The 25,027-nt window shown below is 66.4% G+C and carries 26 protein-coding genes; 17 read left to right on the top strand and 9 right to left on the bottom strand.

Annotation, left to right across the window (positions count from 1 at the left end; genetic code table 11):
• Nucleotides 1-14: 14 nt before the first annotated feature.
• On the bottom strand, nt 15-1,373 hold the full coding sequence (locus AC0KXH_RS05320; RefSeq protein WP_488224288.1) for a heavy metal sensor histidine kinase: 1,359 nt from the start codon (nt 1,371-1,373) through the stop codon (nt 15-17).
• The gene (locus AC0KXH_RS05315) at nt 1,370-2,044 is read right to left on the bottom strand and encodes a heavy metal response regulator transcription factor (protein ID WP_041107372.1); all 675 of its coding nucleotides are present in this window, start codon (nt 2,042-2,044) and stop codon (nt 1,370-1,372) included. The genes AC0KXH_RS05320 and AC0KXH_RS05315 overlap by 4 nt, the downstream gene beginning before the upstream one ends.
• Nucleotides 2,045-2,184: 140 nt before the next feature.
• Between AC0KXH_RS05315 and AC0KXH_RS05310 the strand changes: the two genes are divergently transcribed.
• Nucleotides 2,185-2,688, top strand: coding sequence for a GlcG/HbpS family heme-binding protein (locus tag AC0KXH_RS05310; RefSeq protein ID WP_488224287.1), 504 nt, complete (start codon nt 2,185-2,187; stop codon nt 2,686-2,688).
• A 16-nt stretch (nt 2,689-2,704) separates the two neighbouring features.
• A complete protein-coding gene (uraH, locus tag AC0KXH_RS05305; protein WP_013983704.1) occupies nt 2,705-3,115 on the top strand; it encodes a hydroxyisourate hydrolase in 411 nt (136 codons plus the stop codon).
• A gap of 5 nt (nt 3,116-3,120) precedes the next feature.
• Here the strand turns inward: uraH and AC0KXH_RS05300 are convergent, their stop codons facing one another.
• Nucleotides 3,121-4,029 (bottom strand): LysR family transcriptional regulator, encoded by a 909-nt coding sequence (locus AC0KXH_RS05300; protein ID WP_013983705.1) that lies wholly within the window; start codon nt 4,027-4,029, stop codon nt 3,121-3,123.
• Between the two features lie 114 nt (nt 4,030-4,143).
• On the opposite strand from AC0KXH_RS05300, the gene gcl reads away from it, so the two are divergent.
• From gcl to AC0KXH_RS05270, 6 genes are all read left to right on the top strand, one after another.
• Nucleotides 4,144-5,925 carry a glyoxylate carboligase gene (gcl, locus tag AC0KXH_RS05295; protein ID WP_488224286.1) on the top strand — a complete coding sequence of 594 codons (1,782 nt, stop codon included), beginning with the start codon at nt 4,144-4,146 and terminating at the stop codon, nt 5,923-5,925.
• Nucleotides 5,926-6,103: 178 nt separating this feature from the next.
• On the top strand, nt 6,104-6,886 hold the full coding sequence (gene hyi, locus AC0KXH_RS05290; protein WP_237145966.1) for a hydroxypyruvate isomerase: 783 nt from the start codon (nt 6,104-6,106) through the stop codon (nt 6,884-6,886).
• Between the two features lie 62 nt (nt 6,887-6,948).
• Nucleotides 6,949-7,839, top strand: a complete 891-nt coding sequence (locus tag AC0KXH_RS05285; RefSeq protein WP_043218982.1) for a 2-hydroxy-3-oxopropionate reductase — start codon at nt 6,949-6,951, stop codon at nt 7,837-7,839.
• A 330-nt stretch (nt 7,840-8,169) separates the two neighbouring features.
• Nucleotides 8,170-9,441: a glycerate kinase type-2 family protein gene (locus AC0KXH_RS05280; protein ID WP_488224285.1), complete on the top strand. Its 1,272-nt coding sequence runs from the start codon at nt 8,170-8,172 to the stop codon at nt 9,439-9,441.
• Nucleotides 9,442-9,461: 20 nt separating this feature from the next.
• Nucleotides 9,462-10,877 carry a pyruvate kinase gene (pyk, locus tag AC0KXH_RS05275; protein WP_488224284.1) on the top strand — a complete coding sequence of 472 codons (1,416 nt, stop codon included), beginning with the start codon at nt 9,462-9,464 and terminating at the stop codon, nt 10,875-10,877.
• A gap of 78 nt (nt 10,878-10,955) precedes the next feature.
• Nucleotides 10,956-11,813, top strand: a complete 858-nt coding sequence (locus AC0KXH_RS05270; protein ID WP_488224283.1) for an urea transporter — start codon at nt 10,956-10,958, stop codon at nt 11,811-11,813.
• Here the strand turns inward: AC0KXH_RS05270 and AC0KXH_RS05265 are convergent.
• Nucleotides 11,786-12,010: a DUF2188 domain-containing protein gene (locus AC0KXH_RS05265; RefSeq protein ID WP_041107392.1), complete on the bottom strand. Its 225-nt coding sequence runs from the start codon at nt 12,008-12,010 to the stop codon at nt 11,786-11,788. The genes AC0KXH_RS05270 and AC0KXH_RS05265 overlap by 28 nt on opposite strands.
• Nucleotides 12,011-12,248: 238 nt before the next feature.
• Between AC0KXH_RS05265 and hmpA the strand changes: the two genes are divergently transcribed.
• The 5 genes from hmpA to pncB all read left to right on the top strand — a co-directional run bounded on the left by hmpA (nt 12,249) and on the right by pncB (nt 15,679).
• Entirely contained in the window at nt 12,249-13,424 is a 1,176-nt protein-coding gene (gene hmpA, locus AC0KXH_RS05260; RefSeq protein WP_061337645.1) for an NO-inducible flavohemoprotein, read from the top strand.
• Between the two features lie 44 nt (nt 13,425-13,468).
• Nucleotides 13,469-13,702 (top strand): hypothetical protein, encoded by a 234-nt coding sequence (locus AC0KXH_RS05255; protein WP_041107396.1) that lies wholly within the window; start codon nt 13,469-13,471, stop codon nt 13,700-13,702.
• 218 nt (nt 13,703-13,920) lie between these two features.
• A complete protein-coding gene (locus AC0KXH_RS05250; RefSeq protein ID WP_041107398.1) occupies nt 13,921-14,097 on the top strand; it encodes a con-10 family general stress protein in 177 nt (58 codons plus the stop codon).
• 154 nt (nt 14,098-14,251) lie between these two features.
• Nucleotides 14,252-14,437, top strand: a complete 186-nt coding sequence (locus AC0KXH_RS05245) for a hypothetical protein (RefSeq protein ID WP_076545070.1) — start codon at nt 14,252-14,254, stop codon at nt 14,435-14,437.
• Nucleotides 14,438-14,479: 42 nt separating this feature from the next.
• Nucleotides 14,480-15,679: a nicotinate phosphoribosyltransferase gene (pncB, locus tag AC0KXH_RS05240; RefSeq protein ID WP_061340587.1), complete on the top strand. Its 1,200-nt coding sequence runs from the start codon at nt 14,480-14,482 to the stop codon at nt 15,677-15,679.
• Here the strand turns inward: pncB and AC0KXH_RS05235 are convergent.
• Entirely contained in the window at nt 15,647-16,852 is a 1,206-nt protein-coding gene (locus tag AC0KXH_RS05235; RefSeq protein ID WP_312199524.1) for a GGDEF domain-containing protein, read from the bottom strand. The two genes, pncB and AC0KXH_RS05235, sit on opposite strands and share 33 nt — an antisense overlap.
• Before the next feature lie 327 nt (nt 16,853-17,179).
• Entirely contained in the window at nt 17,180-18,061 is an 882-nt protein-coding gene (locus tag AC0KXH_RS05230; RefSeq protein ID WP_488224282.1) for an ATPase, read from the bottom strand.
• Nucleotides 18,062-18,387: 326 nt separating this feature from the next.
• Here AC0KXH_RS05230 and AC0KXH_RS05225 point away from each other — a divergent pair, with 326 nt between their 5' ends.
• The gene (locus AC0KXH_RS05225; RefSeq protein WP_041107403.1) at nt 18,388-18,654 is read left to right on the top strand and encodes a hypothetical protein; all 267 of its coding nucleotides are present in this window, start codon (nt 18,388-18,390) and stop codon (nt 18,652-18,654) included.
• A gap of 7 nt (nt 18,655-18,661) precedes the next feature.
• Here AC0KXH_RS05225 and AC0KXH_RS05220 read toward each other — a convergent pair whose 3' ends face one another.
• Nucleotides 18,662-19,552, bottom strand: coding sequence for a LysR family transcriptional regulator ArgP (locus AC0KXH_RS05220; RefSeq protein WP_488224281.1), 891 nt, complete (start codon nt 19,550-19,552; stop codon nt 18,662-18,664).
• A 93-nt stretch (nt 19,553-19,645) separates the two neighbouring features.
• On the opposite strand from AC0KXH_RS05220, the gene AC0KXH_RS05215 reads away from it, so the two are divergent.
• The 3 genes from AC0KXH_RS05215 (at nt 19,646) to AC0KXH_RS05205 (ending at nt 23,495) form a co-directional block, all read left to right on the top strand.
• The gene (locus tag AC0KXH_RS05215) at nt 19,646-20,257 is read left to right on the top strand and encodes a LysE/ArgO family amino acid transporter (RefSeq protein WP_043218969.1); all 612 of its coding nucleotides are present in this window, start codon (nt 19,646-19,648) and stop codon (nt 20,255-20,257) included.
• 338 nt (nt 20,258-20,595) lie between these two features.
• Complete coding sequence (locus AC0KXH_RS05210) at nt 20,596-21,174, top strand: superoxide dismutase (RefSeq protein WP_041107408.1); 579 nt, start codon at nt 20,596-20,598, stop codon at nt 21,172-21,174.
• A 269-nt stretch (nt 21,175-21,443) separates the two neighbouring features.
• Nucleotides 21,444-23,495 carry a putative bifunctional diguanylate cyclase/phosphodiesterase gene (locus AC0KXH_RS05205; RefSeq protein ID WP_061337653.1) on the top strand — a complete coding sequence of 684 codons (2,052 nt, stop codon included), beginning with the start codon at nt 21,444-21,446 and terminating at the stop codon, nt 23,493-23,495.
• A gap of 4 nt (nt 23,496-23,499) precedes the next feature.
• On the opposite strand, the gene AC0KXH_RS05200 is transcribed toward AC0KXH_RS05205, so the two are convergent.
• Together AC0KXH_RS05200 and AC0KXH_RS05195 are read right to left on the bottom strand one after the other, a co-directional pair.
• A complete protein-coding gene (locus AC0KXH_RS05200; protein ID WP_488224280.1) occupies nt 23,500-24,390 on the bottom strand; it encodes a hypothetical protein in 891 nt (296 codons plus the stop codon).
• A gap of 1 nt (nt 24,391) precedes the next feature.
• On the bottom strand, nt 24,392-24,964 hold the full coding sequence (locus tag AC0KXH_RS05195; protein WP_041107414.1) for a LemA family protein: 573 nt from the start codon (nt 24,962-24,964) through the stop codon (nt 24,392-24,394).
• Between the last annotated feature and the right edge of the window lie 63 nt (nt 24,965-25,027).

The following is a 25,027-nucleotide window of genomic DNA, read 5'->3' as shown; positions in this document are numbered from 1 at the left end:
TCCGCCCCATGTCGTCAGTCGGGACCGAGCGGCAAGCGCAGGGTGAACACGGTGGCCTGCGCGTCGCTGCTCACCTCCACCTCGCCGCCGTGCAGCTGCATGATCGACCGCACGATGGCCAGCCCCAGGCCGCCGGAATCGCCCGGCTCGGCGCGTGACGGATCGCAGCGGTAGAAGCGGTCGAACAGCCGCGGCAGGTGCTCGGCGGCAATCGCCGGCCCCAGATTGATCACGCTGACCATCCGCCAGCCGTCCTCTGAGCCGCTGACGATGCGCACCGGGCTGTCACTGGCGCCGTAGCGCAGCGCGTTGGCCAGCAGGTTCGCCAGCGCCCGGCGAATCAGCTCGGGGTCGCCGCACAGCTCGCCCTCGGTCTCGTCGAGCAGCTGGATGCCGCGCTCTTCGGCGACGCCTTCGAAGTAGTCGCACAGTTGCTCGACCAGTGCCGGCAGTGCAAAGCGCTGCCGCTCGATGGCCACCGCCGGCTGCTCGGCACGCGCGAGAAACAGCATGTTGTCGATCATCCGCGCCAGGCGCTCGTACTCCTCTTGATTGGAGACCAGCAGCGCCTGGTAATCCTCCGCCGCGCGGGCACGGTGCAGCAACTGCTGGGTCTGGCCCATGAGGTTGCCCAATGGCGTGCGCATCTCGTGGGCCAGGTCTTCGCTGAAGCGCGACAGCCGGGCGAAACCCTGTTCCAGCCGGCCCAGCATCTGGTTCAGTGCCGCGCGTAGCGGTTCCAGCTCGCTCGGCACGGTCGAGTCGTCCAGGCGCAGGTGCAGGTGCTGCACGTCGATCGCCAGGGCCTGACGCGTCAGCTGGCGCACCGGGCGCAAGGCACGCCGGCTGATCAACCAGCCGAGCACGGACGCCAGCAGCGCGCCGAGGCTCAGCGCCCACCAGAGCTTGGCGCGATAGGCAGCCAGCATCTGTTCGCGCTCGGCTGGCATGCGCCCGGCCACCAGCGTCAACCCCGCCTCGCCCGGCAGCCGCCGCCAGGCCAGCCGCGCCTCGCCGATATCCTGCAGCGCCGCAGCGTCGCTGGCCGGCAGCGGCGGAATGGGCAGCCGCGCCGGGTTGATCTCGATCAGCGCGCGCCCCTGGGCATCCAGCAGCCAGAGCAGGCTGTCGCGGTTGCCCAGCATGTTCTCGTAGAGCTGCGGCCGCTGACGCAGCGCGTCGATGCTGGCGCTGTCATCCAGCAGTGCCTGCATGCGCTCCAGCCGGCCGAGCAGCGCCTGGTCGTCGCGCCAGACGATCTCGCGTTCCAGCGAGCGATACAGGTAGAGGCCGATGGCACCGAGCAGCACCACCGCGACGAGGGCGAAGGCCAGCGCCAGGCGCAGGCTGAGCGAGCGTGGCCACAGACTCATGCCGAGAGGTCCAGCACGTAGCCCATGCCGCGCACGGTGTGGATGAGCTTGAGCGGGTACGGATCGTCGACCTTGGCGCGCAGCCGGCGGATCGCGACGTCGACCACATTGGTGTCGCTGTCGAAGTTCATCTGCCAGACCTGCGAGGCGATCTGCGCGCGGGACAGCACCTCGCCCTGACGGCTGAGCAAGAGATGCAGCAAGGCGAATTCCTTGTTGGTCAGGGCGATGCGCTCGCCCTGACGGGTGACGCGGCGGCGCAGCAGGTCCAGCTCCAGGTCGGCGACGTGGAAACGTTCGACCTCGCGCGGCGGGCCGCGGCGCAGCAGGGTGCGCACCCGCGCCAGCAGCTCGGCATAGGAAAACGGCTTGACCAGATAGTCGTCGGCGCCCAGTTCCAGCCCGCGCACCCGGTCTTCCACCGCATCGCGGGCGGTGAGGAACAGCACCGGCGTGTGCGCCGAGCGCTGGCGCACCACCTGCACCAGCTGCCAGCCATCGAGCCCCGGCAGCATGACATCGAGGATTACCAAGTCGAACGGCTCCTCCTCGATCAGGTGTTTGCCGTCGACGCCATTGCGCGCGACCTCCACCCGGTAGCCGGACTCCTCCAACCCTCGCTTGAGGTAGTCGGCCGTCTTGGCCTCGTCCTCCACCACCAGAATTCGCATCGGATTACCTCATTGATGGCGCATAGGTTATGGGGCCATGGACTTGTCAGCCATTACAAAAGCGTAATGCGCAGGCAACGGTTCTGACGGTCGGCGGGCGGCAGCATGCGCCTCGAAATCCAGCCACCGGAGAAATCGATATGCGTATCGCCGCCACCCTGTCACTGCTGGCCCTGGCAGTGCTTACCCCGGCCCTGAGCGCCAACGCCGCCACGCCGACACCGATCACCCAGCAGAACGTCTCGCTGGCGCTGGCCGACGGCCTGATCCAGCAGACTCTGGATGCCTGCCATGCGCAAAACCGCACCGCGGTGGTCGCCGTGGTCGATCGCGGCGGCAACCTGGTTGCCCTGCGCCGCGACGACAACGTCGGTCCGCACAACACCCTGGCCGCGCAGCGCAAGGCCTACACCGCGCAGTCGAGCAAAACGCCGACCCGCCTGTTCGCCGAACGCGCCGCCAGCACGCCGGATGCCGCCAACCTCAACACCCTGGACGAACTGCTGCTGCTCGGCGGTGGCGTGCCGCTGAAGGTCGGCGACGAGGTGATCGGTGCCATCGGCGTGGCCGGTGCCGGCGGTGCCAGGAACGACGAGGCCTGCGCCGTGGCCGCCATCGAAAAACTGCTGCCCTCCTCCCACTGAAGAAAAGGAAAACACCATGAAAGCACTACGCTCAATCGCCGCCGGCTTGATGCTCAGCGGCCTGTCCGGTCTCACCCTGGCCGCCGGCAACCCGCTCAGCGTGCATGTGCTGAACCTGGAGAACGGCCTGCCGTCACCGGATGTGCGCGTCACCCTGGAACAACGTCAGGGTGACACCTGGAAATCACTCAACAGCGGCGAGACCAACGCGCAGGGTCGGATCACCGCGCTCTACCCGGAAGGCAAGGCGCTGGAGAAAGGCACCTACCGTGTCACCTTCAAGACCGGCGACTGGTTCGCCACGCAGAAGGCCAGCACCTTTTTCCCCGAAGTTCCGGTGATCTTCGAAGCCGATGGCAGCGTCGAGCACTACCACATCCCGCTGCTGCTGAGCCCCTACGGCTTCTCCACCTACCGCGGCAACTGAGCCGCTCAGCGCACCTCCCAGTAGCCCGGTGCGTTGTAGATGTCCTTCAGGTAGTCGATGAAGAAACGCACCTTGGCCGGCAGGTAGCGCTGCTGCGGGTAGACGGCCTGGATGTCGTAGGCCGGCAATGCGTACTCGTCGAGTACCGTGACCAGCTCGCCGCGCTTGAGCTCGGCCTGGATCTCCCAGGTCGAGCGCCAGCCGATGCCCAGGCCCTGCTTGACCCAATCGAACAGCAGCTCACCGTCATTGCAGTCCAGATTGCCGGCCACGCGGATGGCCACCTGCCGGCCGTCGCGCAGAAAGGTCCAGCCGCGCTGCTGACCGCCCTGCAGGTTGAAGGCCAGGCAGTTGTGCTCGGTCAGTTCCTCCAGCGTCGTCGGCGTACCGTGGCGGGCGAAGTACTCCGGCGAGCCGCAGACCACCCGCCTGTTCGGGAACAGCCGCACTGCCACATAGTTGGGATCGGTCACCTCGCCGATGCGAATGCCCATGTCGTAACCGTGGCGCACCAGGTCGACCACGCTGTCGGTGAAGTTGAACGACAGTTGCAGGTCCGGGTAGCGCGCCTGGAACGCCGGTGCGTGCGGGCCGATATGCCGCCGCCCGAATGCCGCCGGCGCCGACACCACCAGGTGGCCGCGTACCGAGGTGCGGTCGTGGCTGATGCTGGCGTCCACCTCATCGAAGTCCTTCAGCAGTCCGCGGGCGCGCTCCAGATACTGCTCGCCCAGATCGGTCAGCGACAGGCCGCGGGTGGAGCGGTGCATCAGCTTGACGCCCAGATGCCGCTCCAGCGCATCCAGCCGCCGGCCCATCACCACCGGGGTGACGTTCTCCTTGTGCGCGGCGGCGGCGAAGCTGCCGCAGTCGGCCACCAGCACGAAGCTGCGCAGGGTCGTATAGCGATCCATTCGATACTCCTGATATCGACAGAACTGAAGTCTCGGCCAATTCCGCCACGGAATCCAGGGCGGCATGCTTGGGCCACGTATAAAAACTATCGAGTTACCCAGGAGGAACGATCCATGGCCCGAATGAGAGCAATCGATGCCGCCGTCGCGGTGTTGCGCAAGGAAGGCATCGACACCGCCTTCGGCATCCCCGGAGCCGCGATCAATCCGCTGTATTCCGCCCTGCGGGCCGATGGTGGCATCCGTCATATCCTCGCCCGCCACGTCGAGGGTGCTTCGCACATGGCCGAGGGCTACACCCGCGCCAAGCCAGGCAACATCGGCGTGTGCATCGGCACCTCGGGCCCGGCCGGCACCGACATGATCACCGGCCTGTACTCGGCTTCCGCCGACTCCATTCCGATCCTCTGCATCACCGGCCAGGCGCCGCGTGCCCGCCTGCACAAGGAAGACTTCCAGGCCGTGGACATCGAGTCCATCGCCAAGCCGGTCACCAAGTGGGCGGTCACCGTACTCGAGCCGGCACTGGTCCCGCGCGTGTTCCAGCAGGCCTTCCACGTGATGCGCTCCGGCCGCCCCGGCCCGGTGCTGATCGACCTGCCGTTCGACGTGCAGATGGCCGAGATCGAGTTCGACGTCGACACCTACGAGCCGCTGCCGGTCTATAAGCCGGCAGCGACCCGCAAGCAGATCGAGAAAGCCATCGACATGCTCTGCGCCGCCGAGCGCCCGCTGATCGTCGCCGGTGGCGGCATCTACAACGCCGCAGCCGAGGCCTTGCTGGTGGAGTTCGCCGAGACCGTCGGCGTGCCGGTGATCCCGACGCTGATGGGCTGGGGCTCGATCCCTGATGACCACCCGCTGATGGCCGGCATGTGCGGGCTGCAGACCAGCCACCGCTACGGCAACGCGACGATGCTCGAATCCGACTTCGTGCTCGGCATCGGCAACCGTTGGGCCAACCGCCACACCGGTTCGCTGGAGACCTATACCAAGGGCCGTACCTTCGTTCACGTCGATATCGAGCCGACCCAGATCGGTCGGGTGTTCGCGCCGGATTACGGCATCGTCTCCGACGCCCGCGCCGCGCTGGAGCTGTTCGTCGACGTGGCCAAGGCACGCAAGGCCGAAGGCCGTCTGCCGGATCGCCGCGCCTGGGCCGCCGACTGCCTGGAACGCAAGCGCACGATGTTGCGCAAGACCAACTTCGACAGCGTGCCGATGAAGCCGCAGCGCGTGTACCAGTGCATGAACAACGCCTTCGGCAAGGACACCTGCTACGTCAGCACCATCGGCTTGTCGCAGATCGCCGCCGCGCAGTTCCTGCATGTCTACCAGCCGCGCAACTGGATCAACTGCGGCCAGGCCGGCCCGCTCGGCTGGACCATTCCGGCGGCGCTCGGTGTGGTTGCCGCGGACCCGGCGCGCAAGGTGGTGGCGCTGTCGGGCGACTACGACTTCCAGTTCATGATCGAGGAACTGGCCGTCGGTGCGCAGTTCAAGCTGCCCTACCTGCACATCCTGGTGAACAACGCCTACCTCGGGCTGATCCGCCAGGCGCAGCGCGGCTTCGACATGGATTACTGCGTGCAGCTCGGCTTCGAGAACATCAATGCCGACCAGAGCGGCATGGAAGGCTACGGCGTCGATCACGTCGCGGTGGTCGAGGGCCTGGGCTGCAAGGCGCTGCGCGTGTTCAAGCAGGAAGACCTGCGCCCGGCCATCGAGCAGGCCCAGGCGTGGATGGCCGAACACCGCGTGCCGGTGGTGATCGAGGTGATCCTCGAGCGGGTGACCAACATCGCCATGGGCACCGAGATCGACGCGATCAACGAGTTCGAGGCGCTGGCCAGCTGCCGCGAGGACGCGCCGACGGCGGTTGGGTTGCTGGATTGAACCCATGCGACACGGTGGATAAGCCGCAAGCGGCGTTATCCACCCTACGCCATGCCAGCCAGTGCAACCGTAGGGTGGATATCGCGAAGCATATCCACCGCAAACGCAACACCCAGGGTGGCCACCACACCACCGCAATGCAGAACCGAATGTGATCCCTACAGATCAGGAGAAAACCATGCCCCGCTTTGCCGCCAACCTGTCGATGCTGTTCACCGAGCAGGACTTCATGGACCGCTTCGCCGCTGCCGCCCAGGCCGGCTTTTCCGGTGTCGAGTACCTGTTCCCCTACGATTACCCGGCCGAGGAGATCAAGGCTCAGCTGGATGCCAACAAGCTGACCCAGGTGCTGTTCAACCTGCCGGCCGGTGACTGGGCCGGTGGCGAGCGTGGCATCGCAATCTTCCCCGAGCGGGTCGAGGAGTTCCGCGCCGGCGTGGACCAGGCCATCGCCTACGCCAAGGTACTGGGCAACACCCAGGTCAACTGCCTGGCCGGCATCGCCCCGCGTGGTGCCGATCTCGGCCAGCTGGAAATCACCTTTATCGAGAACCTGCGCTACGCCGCGCAGAAGCTCGAGGAGGCCGGCATCCGCCTGGTGATGGAGATGATCAACACCCGCGACATCCCGCGTTTCTTCCTCAACAGCACCTCGCAGGCGCTGGAGCTGCGCGACAAGGTCGGCCACGCCAACCTCTCGCTGCAGTACGACATCTATCACATGCAGATCATGGAGGGCGATCTGGCGCGGACCATGGAAAGCAACCTGGCGGCGATCAACCACGTGCAGCTGGCCGACAACCCCGGCCGCCACGAACCGGGGACCGGCGAGATCAACTACCGCTTCCTGTTCGAGCACCTGGACCGCATCGGCTACCAGGGCTGGGTCGGCTGCGAATACAAGCCGGCCACCACCACCGAGGCCGGCCTCGGCTGGCTGAAGAGCCACAACGCCATCTGACACGCTCACGCGGCAACGCAGGCCGCCGCGCGGCCTGCCCTACAGAATCGAGGAGAACACTCATGGCTAAAATCGGATTCATCGGCACCGGCATCATGGGCAAGCCCATGGCAATCAACCTGCAGAAAGCCGGCCACCAGATCTTTCTGTCCCAGCACCACGATCAGGCCCCGGCCGAACTGACCGAAGCCGGCGCCATCGGCCTGGCCAATCCGCAGGAAGTCGCCCAGGAAGCCGAGTTCATCATCGTCATGGTGCCGGACACCCCGCAGGTCGAAGACGTGCTGTTCCGCGCCGACGGCGTGGCCGCCGGCGTCGGTGCCGGCAAGGTGGTGATCGACATGAGCTCGATCTCGCCCACCGCCACCAAGCAGTTCGCCGAGAAGATCAAGGCCACCGGCGCTGAATACCTCGACGCCCCGGTATCCGGTGGCGAGGTGGGTGCCAAGGCCGCCACCCTGTCGATCATGGTCGGTGGCAGCGAAGCGGCCTTCGAACGCGCATTGCCGCTGTTCCAGGCGATGGGCAAGAACATCACTCGCGTCGGCGAGAGTGGCGACGGCCAGACGGCCAAGGTGGCCAACCAGATCATCGTCGCGTTGAACATCCAGGCGGTCGCCGAGGCGCTGCTGTTCGCCGCGAAGAACGGGGCCGATCCGGCCAAGGTGCGCGAGGCGCTGATGGGCGGCTTCGCCGGCTCGAAGATCCTCGAGGTACACGGCGAGCGCATGATCAAGGGCACCTTCGATCCGGGCTTCCGCATCGCCCTGCACCAGAAGGATCTCAACCTCGCCCTCAACGGCGCGCGTGAGCTGGGCCTGAACCTGCCCAACACCGCCAATGCCCAGCAGGTATTCAGCACCTGCGCGGCGATCGGCGGCAGCGGCTGGGACCACTCGGCGCTGATCAAGGGCCTGGAGCACATGGCCAACTTCTCGATCCGCAAGGACTGACCCGCTTCGAGCCCGCTGCACCCGAATCTGCGACGACCGCCTTCAGACAGACAGCAATCCATCCGGCGGTGGTAGTCGCGGCACAAGGTGCCGCGGTGCTCAAAGGGTTGAGCCAGCGCTGCGCGGGGCCGGAATCACAGCGTCCCCCCACGACCAGGAACCTGCGCAGCGCCTGGTTCATCCGCCACCTCCGGGTGGCACCTCGACCTGCCCGGCAGGAGATGTCACGGCTCGAATGCCGGGCGGGTCGATTTCAGTCCTCAGCGCTTGCGTGCCCGAGCGTTAAGGTCTGCAATCGGCCCTCTGCAAGAAAAGACCAAGGAGCCAGAGATGCCCATCGATCCCCAAGCCCTGCTGCGCCAGCTGTTCGACAGCGCCATCGAAGCCGCCCATCCGCGCCATGTGCTGGCCGACCATCTGCCCGAAGACCGCAGCGGCCGCGCCATCGTCATCGGCGCCGGCAAGGCGGCCGCGGCCATGGCCGAAGCCATCGAGAAGGTCTGGGAAGGTGAACTGTCCGGGCTGGTGGTGACCCGCTACGAGCACCACGCCGACTGCCGGCGCATCGAGGTGGTCGAGGCCGCGCACCCGGTGCCGGACGACGCCGGCGAGCGCGTCGCCCGCCGCGTACTGGAGCTGGTCAGCAACCTCGAGGAAAGCGACCGGGTGATCTTCCTGCTCTCCGGCGGCGGCTCCTCGCTGCTGGCATTGCCGGCCGAGGGCATCTCGCTGGCCGACAAGCAGGCGATCAACAAGGCGCTGCTGCGCTCCGGCGCCCACATCGGCGAGATGAACTGCGTGCGCAAGCACCTCTCGGCGATCAAGGGCGGGCGCCTGGCCAGGGCCTGCTGGCCGGCCAGCGTATACACCTATGCGATTTCCGACGTGCCCGGCGACGAGGCCACGGTGATCGCCTCCGGCCCCACCGTCGCCGACCCGACCACATCGGCCGAGGCGCTGGCGATCCTCGAGCGCTACCACATCGAGGTGCCGGCCAATGTGCGCACCTGGCTCGAGGACCCACGCTCGGAAACCTTGAAGCCCGGCGACCCGATGCTCTCGCGCAGCCACTTCCAGCTGATCGCCACGCCGCAGCAGTCGCTCGATGCCGCGGCTGAGGTGGCCCGTGCCGCCGGTATCACCCCGCTGATCCTCGGCGATCTGGAAGGCGAAGCGCGCGAGGTGGCCAAGGTGCATGCCGGCATCGCCCGCCAGGTGGTGCTGCACGGCCAGCCGATCGCCGCACCCTGCGTGATCCTCTCTGGCGGCGAGACCACCGTCACCGTGCGCGGCAACGGCCGCGGCGGGCGCAATGCCGAATTCCTGCTCGCGCTCACCGAAGCCCTGCAGGGCCTGCCCGGCGTCTACGCGCTGGCCGGCGACACCGATGGCATCGACGGCTCGGAGGACAACGCCGGCGCGCTGATGACCCCGGACAGCTTCGCCCGCGCCGAGGCGCTGGGCCTGCGCGCCGCCGATGCGCTGGCCAGCAACGACGGCTATGGCTACTTCGCCGCGCTGGACAGCCTGATCGTCACCGGCCCGACACGCACCAACGTCAACGATTTCCGCGCCATCCTGATCCTGCCACCGAGCGCCTGAGGCGCTCCTGCGAGCCTGCCATGACACCCGACAAGAAGGTCAAGATCCTCGCCACCCTCGGCCCGGCCACCCGCTGCGCCGACGATGTGCGCGCGCTGGTCGAAGCTGGCGTGAACCTCTTCCGCCTGAATTTCAGCCACGGCGAGCACGCCGACCACGCCGAGCGTTTCGGCTGGATCCGCCAGGTCGAACGTGAACTGGGCCGCCCGATCGGCATCCTCATGGATCTGCAGGGCCCCAAGCTGCGCGTCGGCCGCTTCGCCGAGGGCAAGGTGCAGCTGGCGCGCGGGCAGGACTTCCGCCTGGATCTCGACGAGACGCCGGGTGACAACAGCCGGGTCAACCTGCCGCATCCGGAGATCATCGCCGCGCTGGAGCCGGGCATGACCCTGCTGATCGACGATGGCCGGCTGCGCCTGACCGTGCAGGCCAAGACCGACAGCGCCATCGAGACCCGGGTGATGGCCGGCGGCGAGCTGTCCGACCGCAAGGGCGTGAACGTGCCCGAGGCGGTGCTGCAGCTTTCGCCGCTGACGGCCAAGGATCGCCGCGACCTGGCCTTCGGCCTGGAGCTGGGCGTGGACTGGGTGGCGTTGTCGTTCGTGCAGCGTCCGCAGGACATCCATGAGGCCCGCGAGCTGATCGGCGAGCGCGCCTTTCTGATGGCCAAGATCGAGAAACCTTCGGCGGTGCAGCACCTGCGCGAGATCGCCCGGCTGAGTGACGCGATCATGGTGGCGCGCGGCGACCTGGGTGTCGAAGTGCCGGCCGAAAACGTCCCCCGCATCCAGCGCAACATCGTGCGCACCTGCCGCCAGCTCGGCCGGCCGGTGGTGGTGGCCACGCAGATGCTCGAATCCATGCGTTTCTCGCCCGCACCGACGCGCGCGGAAGTCACCGACGTGGCCAATGCGGTGGCCGAGGGTGCCGATGCGGTGATGCTCTCGGCCGAGACCGCGTCCGGCGACTACCCGCTCGAAGCCGTCAGCATGATGAGCAAGATCATTCGCCAGGTCGAAAGCGGCCCGGATTTTCAGGCCCAGCTCGACGTCAACCGCCCCAACGCCGAAGCGACTCTGCCGGACGCGATCAGCTGCGCGATCCGCCGGATCAGCGGCATCCTGCCGGTGGCAGTGCTGGTCAACTACACCGAATCCGGCCGTTCGAGCCTGCGCGCCTCGCGCGAGCGCCCGGCCACGCCGATCCTGAGCCTGACGCCGAACCTGGCCACCGCACGCAAGCTGACCGTCGCCTGGGGCGTCTACTCGGTGATCGACGCGCCGATGCGCGACATGGAGCAGGTCTGCCAGAACGCGCTGGAGCTGGCCCGCGCGCAGGGCATGGCGGGCAGCGGCGACACCGTGCTGGTGACCGCCGGGGTGCCGCTGGGCAAGCCGGGCACCACCAACTCGCTGCGAATCGAAATTCTCGCCTGACGCCCGCAGCTCCGAGGGTTTCCCCACCGCGAGGCGCTCACCCGCCTCGCGCCTCTTCGTTCGTCCCGAGCCTCTGCCATGCCCGGCCCGTTGCGTTCGCTGCTTCACGGTTTCAGCCAGATATTCCTGCAGGCACACGCCGGCTGCGGGCTGCTGGTGCTGCTGGCAGTGGCCTTCGGCGCTCCAGCGCTGCTACCCGGCATGCTGCTCGGCGTCGGCGGCGCGACGCTCTGGGCAGGCCTGCGCGGTTATCCGCCGGGCGATGTCGCGCTGGGCCTGTACGGTTACAACGCAGCGCTGCTCGGGGCGCTGGCAACGCTCTGCTGGGGCCTGACGCCAACGGGCCTGGCGGTGACCCTGCTGTGCGCCGTCCTCAGCTGCCCGCTGCAGGCGGGCCTGCTCCTGGCGATGCGCCGGCGCGGTTGGCCGCCGGGCTTCACCCTGCCCTTCGTCCTGCTGGGCTGGGGCCTGCTCGCGCTATCGACAGCCCCCTCGGCAGGGCCCGTCGACGCGGACGCGGCAATCTGGCCCGCGTGGCTGCAGGCCGGCCTGCTTGGTATCGGCCAGGTGGTGTTTGTCGAGCATGCGGCCAGCGGCGCCTGCCTGCTGCTGGGCGTGCTGCTCGCCGAACGGCGTGCCGGGCTGTGGCTGGCGCTGGGCGCACTCATCGGCACGTTCGCCGCGCTGGGCCTCGGCCTGGCGGGCGCTGCCAACGGCCTGCACGGATTCAATCCGGCGCTCGCCGCGCTCGCCAGCAGCCAGGTACAGCGCGGGGCGGCACCGCTCGCCGCCGCCCTGCTCGCGGCCCTGCTGTCGCTGGCGGCGCATCGCTATGGCTGGCCGGCTCTGACGCTGCCGTTCATCCTGGCCTGCTGGAGCCTGCGTGCGCTCGCGCCGGTCAGGCCGGCTCAGCCGCAGGTTTCTCGCGGGTCCTGATCGCGCGGGTAGGTGCGCTCTTCCTCGATACGCCCGTCCTGGGTGTGGATCTTTACCGAGCCGGTGCGCAGCTTCATGTAGTCGCGGGTCTCGCTGATGATTTCTTCCTTCGTGGTCGCCTCGACCAGAACCCGGCGATCGCCCTCCTCCTTGAGTACCCAGCGATCGTCTTCATGGGTGATGTGATAGCGCTGCATGCGGTTCTCCTCAGTGGCCGTCCTGCCGTTAGAGGGCGGATCGCCGACCAGGGTTCGCCTGCCGGCCAGGTGCAAATAACCTCTTACGGTTAAATACACCCGGCATCTGCAAGGTAAAAACAACCCTAACAGCGCTGCGGTCCTTGATTTCAGTCAATTCCAGAGCTGGTACGGAAGTTGAAACACCCAGGGCAGACACACCGCGCCTGCGGTGCACCATCCCGAAGAGGAGTCATCCATGCTTTGCGCCGAACAACGTGCCTTGATCAAAGCCACCGTCCCGCTGCTGGAAAGCGGCGGCGAGGCCCTGACCACGCACTTCTACACCATCATGCTCAGCGAATATCCCGAGGTACGCCCGCTGTTCAACCAGGCCCATCAGGCCAGTGGCGAGCAGCCACGCGCGCTGGCCAACGGCGTGCTGATGTACGCCAAACACATCGATCGGCTCGAGGCGCTGGGTGGGCTGGTGGGGCAGATCGTCAACAAGCACGTGGCGCTGCAGGTGTTGCCCGAACATTACCCGATCGTTGGCCGCTGCCTGCTGCGCGCCATCCGCGAGGTGCTCGGCGCGGAGATCGCCACGGATGCCGTCATCGAGGCCTGGGCGGCGGCCTACGGGCAACTGGCCGACCTGCTGATCGGTGCCGAGCAGGCGCGCTACGATGCCGCCGCGCTCGCGCAGGGTGGCTGGCGTGGCGCGCGGCGCTTCGTGATCGCGCGCAAGGTGCAGGAAAGCGCCGAGATCACCTCGCTGTACCTGGAGCCCGCCGACGGCGGCCCGGTGATGGACTTCCAGCCAGGCCAGTACATCGGCCTGCGCCTGCAGATCGACGGCGAGGAAGTCCGCCGCAACTACTCGCTGTCGGCGCCGAGCAATGGCCGCAGCTATCGCATCAGCGTCAAGCGCGAGGCCGGCGGCCTGGTCTCCAATGCACTGCACGCCATGAGCGAAGGCGAGGCGCTCGAGCTGTTCGCGCCGGCCGGTGAGTTCACCCTGCAACCCGGTGATCGTCCGCTGGTGCTGATCAGCGGCGGCGTCGGCATCACGCCGACCTTGCCGATGCTCGAGTCGGCGCTTGCCCAGTCGCGGCCGATCCGCTTCATCCATTGCGCGCGCAACGCCGAGGTGCATGCCTTCCGCGAGCATGTCGACAGCCTCGCCGAGCAGCATGGCGCCCTCGAGCGCTTCTATTGCTACGAAGAGGCGGCCTCGACCACGGCAAGCCCCGACGCCGTCGGGCGGCTGACCGAGGCGCAGCTGGCCGACTGGCTGCCGGAGCGCGACGTGGATGTGTACTTCCTCGGACCCAAGCCGTTCATGACGGCGGTCAGGCGCCAGCTGCGTGCGCTCGGCGTGCCCGATACCCAGGTTCGCTACGAGTTCTTCGGCCCGGCGAGCGCGCTCGAATGAGGCAAGGCGCCGGCACCCTTTCGCAACCGTACGAGGTGAATCCCATGCGACCGCTTCTCCACGATCCCTTGCGTTTGCTGCAACTGGCCAACCTGCTGATGATCACGGGCGTCCTGTTGCTTCTACTCGGTGTTGCCGGCGCCTACCTGTACGACGCGCGGCTGACGCTCGGGCAGGTCGTGCTCTGTCACGCACTGGTCATTCTCGGCCCTACCGGGCTGAAGATCGGCTATGTGATGCGCCTGCTCGCTCAACGTCAGTTCGCTCTGGCGGCGTAACATCAACGCAAGGTGCAAGAAGGTCCTTATATATAGGCAAAGGCAACTTCGAAGATCCAATTGCATTGCGCCATACCGGCACGATAACTAAGGAAAACCACTCGTCTGCCGCCTGCGCTTGTAGTGAAACTCCTGTGAGGGTGCTTGCTCTGACTCCATGTAGGCCGGGAAACACTTCCCGGCCCTGCAAGTCTCTCTATCCATCGAGGAGAAAAGACATGGCTAACAACAATCCGGGCAACTTCGCTAACGACCGCGAAAAAGCGTCAGAAGCCGGGCGCAAGGGCGGCCACAACAGCGGCGGCAACTTCGCCAACGACCGGGAAAAGGCGTCCGAAGCCGGGCGCAAAGGTGGCCAGAACAGCCACGGCGGCGGTCGCAGCAGCAGCAAGTAACACCTGTTGATAAACATGGGGCATGAGTATCGACTCCTGCCCCATGTTTATTTATGGCCGCACTTTCCTTAATTAGCGCAGCGGCAAGCAGTCAACTTATAAGCGCTAATTATTCGACACGTTTAAGCGAAACTTTGGCGAGCACTATCAAGGCATGCAGAAGACAATTCGCAACGCCCCTCGCGCACCGCTCAAGCCGGGCGACCAGAGCGCACCGGGCACGCTGGGAAGCGGTGAAAACCTTTGCCCCGCCTGCCAGGGCAGCGGCACCTGTAACGGTACGACTTGCGCAACCTGCGGCGGAACCGGCAAGGTCATCGAAGGCATCGGCGGCGGCTGAACGCTGACGGCGCCGGCCATTCACTCCCGCACGGAGGCTTCGATGCCCAGCGCGTTTTCCGACCAGATCGTGCCGAGCCTGCTCGACACCGACTTCTACAAGCTGACGATGATGCAGGCCGTGCTGCATCACTACCCCAATGCCGAAGTCGAATGGGCCTTCCGCTGCCGTTCGGATGAGGATCTGACGCCCCACCTGGGCGCCATCGTCGAACAGATCGAGCGGCTGGCCGACCTGAGCATGCAGCCTGAGGAGCTCGCCTTTCTCGAGCGCATCCCCTACATGCAGCCGGACTTCATCCGTTTCCTCGGCCTGTTTCGCTTCGACCTGCGCTACCTGGGCATCGAAACCCAGGGCGGCGAACTGATCATCCACATTCGCGGGCCGTGGCTGCATGTGATCCTGTTCGAGGTGCCCTTGCTGGCGATCATCAGCGAGGTACGCAATCGCGCCGCTTACCCGCACGTCAGGCTCGAACAGGTGCGCGACCGCCTGGTGGAAAAGTGCGACTGGCTGCGCGAGCAGGCCAGCGCCGAGGAACTGGCGGGCTTCACACTGGCCGACTTCGGCACCCGGCGACGCTTTTCCCACGCCGTGCAGCAGATGGTGGCCACCGAACTGCCAGGACTGTTTCCCGGGCACTTCGTCGGCACCAGCAACGTCCATCTGGCGCGCACGCTGGGGCTGCGGCCGATGGGCACCATGGCCCACGAGTGGATCATGGCGCACCAGCAGCTCGGCCCGCGGCTGATCGACAGCCAGCGAGCCGCGCTGGACTGCTGGGTCCGTGAATACCGCGGTGCGCTGGGTATCGCGCTGACCGACTGCATCACCATGGACGCCTTCCTGCGCGATTTCGACCTGTTCTTCGCCAAGCTCTTCGATGGCCTGCGCCACGACTCCGGCGACCCGCTGGAATGGGCGGAAAAGGCCATCGCCCACTACCACAAGCTGGGGATCGACCCACGGACCCGCCAGTTGGTGTTTTCCGATGGCCTGGACTTCGCCAAGGCCCTGCAGATCTACCGCGCGCTGGCCGGGCGCTGCCGGCCGAGCTTTGGCATCGGCACCGGCCTGACCTGCGATGTACCCGGCGTGCGGCCGACGAACATGGTGATCAAGATGACCGCCTGCAACGGGCAGCCGGTGGCGAAAATCTCCGACTCGCCCGGCAAGACCATGTGTCGCGACCCGGCCTTCGTCAGCTACCTACGCCACGTGTTCGGATTGCAGGCAGGCTGACTCGGCAGCGAGCAGCGGCCGACCGCCGGGCTGCAGGCAGTTGCGCCCGGCGCGCTTGGCTTCGTACATGCGCCGGTCGGCCAGCTCCAGCAGCTCGCGGCAATCGGTGATGCGGTCGGCGCGTCGCTCGGCCAGGCCGATACTCGCAGTCAGCGGCGTGCCTTCCGGGCGCAAGCCGAGCCCACTGCGCATGACCCGGGCCAACGCCTGCTGGGCCTGGAGCATGTCGGTCTCGGGCATGATCAGCAGAAACTCCTCGCCGCCCCAGCGCACCAGGCTGTCCGAACCGCGCAGCGTGCCGAGCAGCGCGCGCGCGGCATCGCGCAGGACCTCATCGCCGGCCTCATGACCGTAGCGATCGTTGATCGCCTTGAAGTGATCCAGATCGATGAACGCCAGCGCCAGCGCGCTGTTGTTGCGCCGCGCCGAGTCCCATTGCAGCTTGAGAATCTCCTCACCGCTGCCGCGCGAGAAGATGCCGGTGAGCGGATCGCGGATGGCCTGGCGTACCAGCGCGACCATGAAGGCGAGCTGGCTCATACCGGCCAGGCTCGCCACCCCGGCGATCAGGATCAGCAACCAGAACGCGCCAGCGAACGAAGGCCAGTTCAGCGTCGCCCAGCTGAGATAACCCGCCAGCGCCTGTGCCATCAGCAGCACCACACCCAGCAGCAGGCTTTCGAGCAACGTCAGGGGAAAGATCGTCAGCCCGGCCATCAGGACGAACGGCAGGAAGGCATAGCCGGCGCCGACCACCGCCGAGAACTGCACGAGCTGATAGGAGCCGAGCAGCGTATGCGAGGCGATGTAGAACACCGTGGGAATGGCAAACAGGATGGCAATCGCCCGATACGCATCGAGCAGGTTGCCGCTCGGCCGGTAGAACACCAGCAGCGATGTGAAGGCCAGGCAGGCCGCCAGGCGGAATCCGGCCAGGCGCAGCCACAGCTGGGTATCGAACACCATCAGGTCGATCACCGACCACAGCGGTGTCAGCACAGCGAAGAGAAAGGCGAACAGCCGTACCCGGTCGACGATCATCATCGCGCGCCGCTGGCAGAGCAGCAGCGGGTGGCGGTTCGGCACCAGCAAGTGGCGCAGTTCGGAGGTCTTGAGCTCACCCGGCAGCAGGGTGGCCAGACTGGTACGCAGCAGATCGCTCAGCGAAGTCATTTTATTGTTCTACCCACGGCAGGGAATAACGCAAAGGGGCCTTGCCAATTTCGTAACACTCCCTGTTACGCATACACGGGTCTCGCATGATGGCATCCGGCCAGCGTGCGATCGTAACGGAGCCACCAGCCGTTTCATTGAGCCAGGACAAGAAGATCGGCATTTGCCGTCCGCTCAACTGACAAAAGGGATAACGCGGGATGTTGGAGTGCGCTGACTGAGACCTGCTCTATCGCGGCAACGACAACCGTGATCAGGGCCTGAACCTGTCGATCAGCTGGGATCTGTAAGCCGGTCGGGGCAGCCTGCCGGCTGCCCCGACTGGCCTCAGCGGGCGTCGATCTGGCCTTGCAGGTTGACGATCTGGCTCTGCAGGGTGTTGATGTGGCGGGTCATCTGCGCGCGGAAGGCGTCGAACTCGCCAGTCGTCGGGCCCTGTGCAGCGGCGGGCCGGTTGTCCAGCTCGCTACGCAATACCAGCAGATCCTGCTCGAGCCGGCTGATCGCCTGGCTGGGATTGCCCCGTTGCTGCAGAGCCTCGACATCCTTGCGCAGCGCGTCGACGGCTGCGGCGAGTTTCGTCTGCCCGTCCAGTGCCGCTTTCAACGAAGCCTGTTCGCTGGCGAGCGTCTTGAGCGTATCGCCCTGGCGGGCCAGCTCGGTCTGCTGGCTGCGCAGCCCGGTGGCGGCCGTCTCCAGCTTGGCGCCCTGCTCGTCCAGGCGTTTGTCCTGGTTGCCCTGCCGCCCCAGCAGGCTCTGCTGCTCCGTCGCAAAGGCCTGCTGCTTGCGGCCGAGTTCGGCCATCTGACTTTCCAGTTGCTTGATGCGCAGCTTCACCGCTTCGCTCTCGGTGGTGACGCTCGACTCGGCGGCGACGACCTTGCCGCTGATGTCCTGCAGGCGTCCGACCGCATCCTCGCTGATGCGCGCAAAGCTCTCCTGCGTGGCCACCAGCTGCAACTCCAGCGCTCCGATACGCTGGTTGCTCCACCAGCCCAGCCCCGCCAGGCCGATCAGCAGCGCCACGACCAGCGCCCACAGCGGTGCGGTGCTCGCGCCGCGGCGGCGCGGGCGACTGCGCGAACCCTCATCCTGCATGGCAGGGCGCGGCATCGGCTCGAGCGCCGGCGGTGGATAGGGCGTCTCGCGCTCTCGCGCGGCGGTCAGGCTGGTGATCGGGTCCACTTCATCGTGAGCATCGTTGCGCATGGAATACCTTCGTCGCGCGGAAAAAATCGACGCGCAGTATAGCGGTTAGTCAAGGCCCGGGCAGTGCCGAGGCCGCCGCCTCGCCCTGCACCGAGATAAGGCAGATCAAGGCCCGCACTGCTCATCGCAGTGCGTACAACCGACAGCCCGCTCGTCCGGGCTATGGAGCATCAGCCAGGCCAGGCCGCATGCCGCGCGGCTTCGACCGCGGTGCTGCCGCCGATCCTTGCAGCCCTCGCGGCTGGTACGCCCTTTGCTGTAGCCACCTTGCCAGCGGACAGCACCCTCGACAGGGATGTCGGCCCACCGGGCCCACGGAGAAATACATGGAACTGAACAAAGCGGTTCTCGACTGCATGCGCCAACTGCGGCGCCGACTGCGCGACGAGCAGCAGATCGAGATTCACCTGAACCAGCCCGATGCGATCGCAGCCATGCTTGCCGCCTGCCTGCACTCGGCCGATGAGCAGACCCAGGCACTCGGCCGCCAGCTGGCCAGCCTCACCGACAGCGCCCCAAGGGCGCGCCCGGCCGAACCGCCGGCAACTGCCGGTACGGTACGCATCTACCGCGGCCAGCGCGTACTGGCCTGAGCGGCGCTCAGCCGAGCACCAGCCAGCTGCCAGCGCAGCGCACCAGGTGCCGGGTCAGCTCGTCCAGCAAGGCGCCGCCGTTGCGCCAGTGGTGCCAGTACAGAGGAACGTCGATCGGCGGCCCGGACAGCACATCGACCAGCTCGCCCCGTTCAAGTTCGCCGCGCACCTGCAGCTCCGGCACGAGCCCCCAGCCCAGCCCGCTCTGCAGCATGCGGACAAAGCCCTCCGACGACGGGCAGAGATGGTGGATAAAGCAGTCCGAGCCCCCCACCGCCGTGATGTAGCGGTGCTGCAGGCGATCATCCGGCCCGAAGACGATGGCCGGCGCCTTGGCCAGGGCTTCGGCCGAAGGCCGTCCTGCCAGGTGCCGTTCGATGAACGCCGGGCTGGCCAGTGCGCGGTAACGCATCGCCCCCAGATACTGGCTGCGCGCGCCTGCCAGCGGCCGCTCGGCGGCACACACGCACGCGGCGACCTCGCCGGCGCGCATGCGCTTGAGCCCGACCGCCTGATCCTCGACCACGTGGTCGAGCAACACCCGATGCCCGGCGCAGAACGGCGCGACCGCTGCGGCCCACCAGGTCGCCAGGCTGTCGGCGTTCAGGGCGATGCGCAGCCGCTCGGGCAGGTCGCTGTCGTCCAGCGCCGGGACCTGGCTCTGCAGGTCCCGCTCGAGCAATCGCACCTGCTGCACGTGATTGAGCAGGCGCTGGCCCAGCTCGGTCGGCCGGGGCGGCATCGAGCGCAGCAACACCGGCTGACCGACGCGCGCCTCCAGGAGCTTGATGCGCTGCGAAACGGCCGACTGGGACAGGCCCAGGACCTGGGCCGCACGCTCGAAGCCGGCCTGCTCGACGACGGCCGCGAGCGCGGCGAGCAGCTTGTAGTCGAACATCAGCTTTCCTAATGAGGGTTAACGAATATTCGTTTCTCTTATACGGCGACCCCACCCAGACTGCCAGCCTTCGTTTCGTGCAAGGTCTTCATCATGGGAACCCTCTGGAGCAGTTATCTGAACGGGCTGGCCGTGACCGCCGGCTTGATCGTCGCGATCGGGGCACAGAATGCCTTCGTCCTGGCGCAGAGCCTGCGCCGCGAGCACCACCTGCCTGTGGCCGTGCTGTGCATCTTCTGCGATGCCGTCCTCGTCAGCCTGGGGGTGTTCGGGCTCGCCGCGCTGCTCGCCGAAAGTCCGACACTGCTCAGCGTGACCCGCTGGGGCGGCGTGGCATTCCTGCTCTGGTACGGCCTGCAGGCATTGCTGCGTGCGCTGCGGCCACAGGCCCTGCAACAGGGCGACGAGCCGCGGCCGCGTTCGCTGCGCGCGGTGCTGCTGACAGCCCTGGCCGTCACCCTGCTCAATCCCCATGTCTATCTCGACACGGTGCTGCTGATCGGCTCGCTCGGTGCGCAGCAGCCGGAGCCCGGTGCCTACACCGCGGGAGCTGCCAGCGCCTCGCTGGCCTGGTTCACGATGCTCGCGCTCGGCGGCGCCTGGCTGGCGCCCTGGTTGGCGCGGCCGCTGACCTGGCGGCTGATCGACCTGGGGGTAGCCGGCATGATGTTCGCGGTCGCCGCGCAGCTGGCCTTCGCCGGCTGACGCTTCGGCGGGAACGTCTGCCGGTGGCCGAGGTCCACGCTGGGTGCAGTCGGCATCGCTATCGGCGCTGCCGATTGCAGCTGGTTTCCCATACAGTTGCCGCGTGGTTTTGCCGCAGGTCGGGTGCTATGATCCCTGGCCTGCGGGTCGGAGCGCCGCGCTCCAGCCCGCCTGTTCGGCCGCCGTGACGGCCAGAGATTGCGCAATCCGTGTGGCGAGCGAAGGAACGCCGGACGAGCCCAGGAAGCTACAGACTTCCGCTTGATCGGTCGACGCGCAGGCGTCGCCTCGTCTTCCAAGCTGCCGCATCCAATCCTCACCTGAGTAGGAGATACAACATGGCTTTCGAATTGCCGCCGCTGCCTTACGAAAAGAACGCTCTCGAGCCGCACATGTCCGCCGAGACCCTGGACTACCACCACGACAAGCACCATGCCGCTTACGTGACCAACCTGAACAACCTGGTCCCGGGCACCGAATTCGAAGGCAAGGATCTGGAGAGCATCATCAAGACCTCTTCGGGCGGCATCTTCAACAACGCCGCGCAGGTCTGGAACCACACCTTCTTCTGGAACTGCCTGTCGCCCAACGGCGGCGGCCAGCCGACCGGCGCCCTGGCTGATGCCATCAACGCCTCGTTCGGCTCCTTCGACAAGTTCAAGGAAGAGTTCACCAAGACCGCCATCGGCACCTTCGGCTCCGGCTGGGCCTGGCTGGTGAAGAAGTCCGACGGCAGCCTGGGCCTGGCGAGCACCATCGGTGCCGGCAACCCGATGACCGCCGGCGACAAGCCGCTGCTGACCTGCGACGTGTGGGAGCATGCCTACTACATCGACTACCGCAACGCCCGTCCGAAGTTCGTCGAAGCGTTCTGGAACCTGGTCAACTGGGACTTCGTCGCGAAGAACTTCGCCTGAGTCCTCTGGCGTCGCGCCGCGACGCCAGCGTCCGAAAAATGCCCGTTTCGTCAGAACGGGCATTTTTCGTTTAAGAACCAGCGCTTGATTGCCGCTAACAGGACTGGTCACAGAAAACTTTACCCTGCATCCTGCCCGGGTATCGCCTTGCGCGAAACACATAACAACAAGAGGTTTTCCCATACGAACCATTGCCGTGCTTTTGACGAGACGAACCGCTCTGCCAATACTCGTCTCTGTGCACAGGCGCGGAAATTAAGGTCACTCCCTTGAAGTTGGAATTGCGCAACAGCCTGTCAAGAAAGCTACTGCGAGTAGTACTGCTGTCGGCGTTGGCCGTCGGCCTTGTCTTGAGCTGTGCGCAGATCATCTTCGGCGCCTACAAGACGCGCCAGCTCATCAGCGACGACGCCCAGCGCATCCTGCGCATGACACGCGACCCATCCACCCAGGCGATCTATAGCCTGGACCGCGAAATGGGCCAGCAGGTCATGGAGGGACTGTTCGAGCACGAATCGATTCGCCGGGCCATGATCGGCCACCCTGGCGAGGAACCGCTGGCCAGCAAGAGCCGGCCGCCCATGAAACTGGCCACCCGCGAGCTGACCGACGCGATCTTCGGCGCCGACCAGCAGTATTCGGTGCCGCTGATCGGCCAGCCGCCCTACAACGAGTATTACGGCGATCTGCAGATCACCCTGGACACGGCGCGCTACGGCGAGGAATTCGTCAGCGACTCGGTGGTGATCTTCTTTGTCGGCATCCTTCGCGCGCTGACCCTGGGCATCATCCTCTACCTGATCTACGAGTGGCTGCTGACGCGCCCGCTGACCAAGCTCATCGAACACCTGGCGCATATCAACCCCGACCACCCCGGCGAGCACAAGCTGCCGTTGCTCAAGGGCCACGAGCGCAACGAACTGGGGCTTTGGGTCGAAACCGCCAACGGCCTGCTCGGCGCCATAGAGCACAACATGCGCCTGCGCCAGCAGGCCGAAAGCAGCCTGCAGCGAATGACGCTGTACGACGCGCTCACCGGGCTGCCGAACCGCCAGCAACTGCAACGCCAGCTGGACCATATCCTCGACGAGGCACGCCGCACACAGCGCAAGGTCGCCGTCCTCTGTCTCGGGCTCGATGACTTCAAGGGCATCAACGAGCGCTACAGCTACCAGGCCGGCGACCGCCTGCTCGTCGCCCTGGCCGAGCGGCTCGGCAACCTGAGCGGACATCTGGGCACGCTGGCGCGCCTGGGCGGCGATCAGTTCGTCATGGTGCTCGACGACCTCGACGAGCCCTACGAGGCAGCCGAGCTGGCGCAGAAAGTGCTCGACAACCTGGAAACGCCGATCGACCTCAACGATCAACGGGTCAGGCTCCGCGCAACGCTCGGCATCACCCTGTTTCCGGAAGATGGCGACAGCCCGGAAAAACTTCTGCAAAAGGCCGAGCAGACCATGACGCTGGCCAAGAGTCGCGCGCGCAACCGCTACCAGTTCTATGTCGCCAGTATCGACAAGGAGATGCGCCAGCGCCGCGAGCTGGAGACCGAGCTGAGCGAAGCGCTCAAGCAGGGCGAGTTCTACCTCGTCTACCAGCCGCAGGTGGACTACCGGCAGCAGCGCATCACTGGCGTCGAAGCGCTGATTCGCTGGAAACGTCCCGATGGCAAGCTGGTCCCGCCGGACGTGTTCATCCCGCTGGCCGAGCAGAACGGCAGCATTCTCGCCATTGGCGAGTGGGTGCTCGAGGAAGCCTGCCGACAGCTGGCCGAGTGGCGTAGCCAGGGGCTGACCTGGTTGCGCGTGGCCGTCAATCTGTCGACCGCCCAACTGCACCACCCGGAGCTGCCGACACGGGTCGAGCAGTTGCTCAGTCGTTATGCGCTGCCGGCTGAGACACTGGAGCTGGAAGTGACCGAGACGGGGCTGATGGAAGATATCCAGGCCGCCGCCGAGAACCTGCACAGCCTGCGCCGCTCGGGTGCCCTGATCTCCATCGATGATTTCGGAACTGGCTATTCATCGCTCAGCTATCTGAAGAGCCTGCCGCTGGACAAGATCAAGATCGACAAGAGCTTCGTCCAGGACATCCATTGCGACGAAGGCGGCGCCACCATCGTTCGCGCGGTTATCCAGCTCGGCAAGAGTCTGGGTATGAAGGTGATTGCCGAAGGCGTGGAAACCGCGGAGCAGGAGGCCTATCTGATCGGCGAAGGCTGCCATGAAGGCCAGGGCTACTACTACAGCAAGCCCATCACCCCGCAGGAACTGACGCCGCTGCTGCAGCGTACCGCCACGCTCGGCGCGCTGACGACCTGAGCGCTCAGTAAACGCTCCCCAGGTGTACGGCCAGCCAGACTGCGCCGGCCAGGCAGAGCAGCAGCCCACCGGCAGCCTGCAGATAGAAGCGCCGGGCGATCACATCCTCGCCATGACTGGAAAGCACGAACGGCAAGCCATCGCCCGGTTTGCCCAGGCGATGCAGCAGCGGCTCCTGACTCGCCTGCCGCTGGCGGTCCTCCGCCTCCAGGCCTGCCGCCAGCCGCACCCGACGCCATTCCTGCTCGTCCAATTGGCCGTCGGCATTGCTGTCGAAACGCGCGAGCAGGCCGGCAAAATCACCCTTCCATTGCCGAATGACCTCCGCGCGCAGGGCATCCAGATTCATCGCCTGCCGCCCACCACCGGCGCTGCGGAACTCGCCGATGGCGTAGAGCGGCTCACCGGCGTGCAGGCGCTCTTCGGTATAGCGATAGCGGCTGCCCATCCCCAACAGCTGCAGCAGGCCGCCCGGTGCGCCGCCCCGCGGGTGCCGACGGTCGCCGGTCCAGCGTCGCCGCCAGGCCGGCAGCACCTCGGCGCCACGCGGATCGATCAGGCACCCGCCGGTCGCATCGGTCAGGCGCAACCAGCCCTCGCTTTCTCCCCGCTCGATCACGGCCCAGCTGCTGCGCTTCCCGCTGGCACGGTATTCCTCGATGCAGTAACGCCACCACAGGCACGGCTCGCCGGTCAGCGGGGCGAACAACGGGCTCTCACTGGCCGCGCCGAGCACTCCGACCAGTTCGGTATACCCCTGCGCCGCCGAGCGGATCCGCGACGTCGGCGTGTCCTGCAGATGGCGCACACGCGACCAGCGACCAATGCAAAGAACCGCGCCGCCCACGCAGAAGGAGGCTCCCATGGCCAGGCTCAGAAACGCGCCCAGGTCCATATCAGCCGAACAGCGCCTTGAGATTGACGTCGGCCTTCTCCGCCTCGCCGAACACGAGCAAAGACGCCGGCTTGAAACCGAACAGCCGCGCCAGCAGCACATCCGGAAACTGCTCGATGCGTACGTTGTTGAGGTTTACCGCTTCGTTGTACAGCTCCCGGCGATCCGCGATGCCGCTTTCCAGGCCGGAGATGCGTTGCTGCAGGTGCGCGAAGCTGCTGTCGGCCTTTAGCTGCGGGTAGTTTTCAGCCAGCGCAAAGAGCCGCCCCAGACTGCTCCGCAGGCCGGTTTCGGCCCGTCCCAGCGAGCCGATGTCGCCCAGCTCGCGCGCACTGGCCACTTCGCCACGCGCACGGATCACCTGCTCGAGCGTGTTGCGCTCGTGCTGCATGTATTGCTTGCAGGTTTCGACCAGCTTGGGCAGCTCCTCGTGTCGCTGGCGCAGCAGCACATCGATGTTCGCCCACGCCTTGCCGACCCCGTGCTTCAGCCGCACCAAGCCGTTGTAGAGAATCACCGCATACGCGGCAATGAAGAATCCCGATACGAGAACGATTACCGTGGTCAGACTCATGGTGGCGCCTCCAGCGCAGTCGAATGGCCAGCATTCTAGCGGTCAGCCGGCAAGATGACGGAG

It is taken from the genome of Stutzerimonas sp. CXK-1, assembly GCF_057738225.1.
The sequence above is the reverse complement of the archived record's forward strand: the minus strand, read 5'-3'. Positions and strand labels throughout refer to the sequence as shown.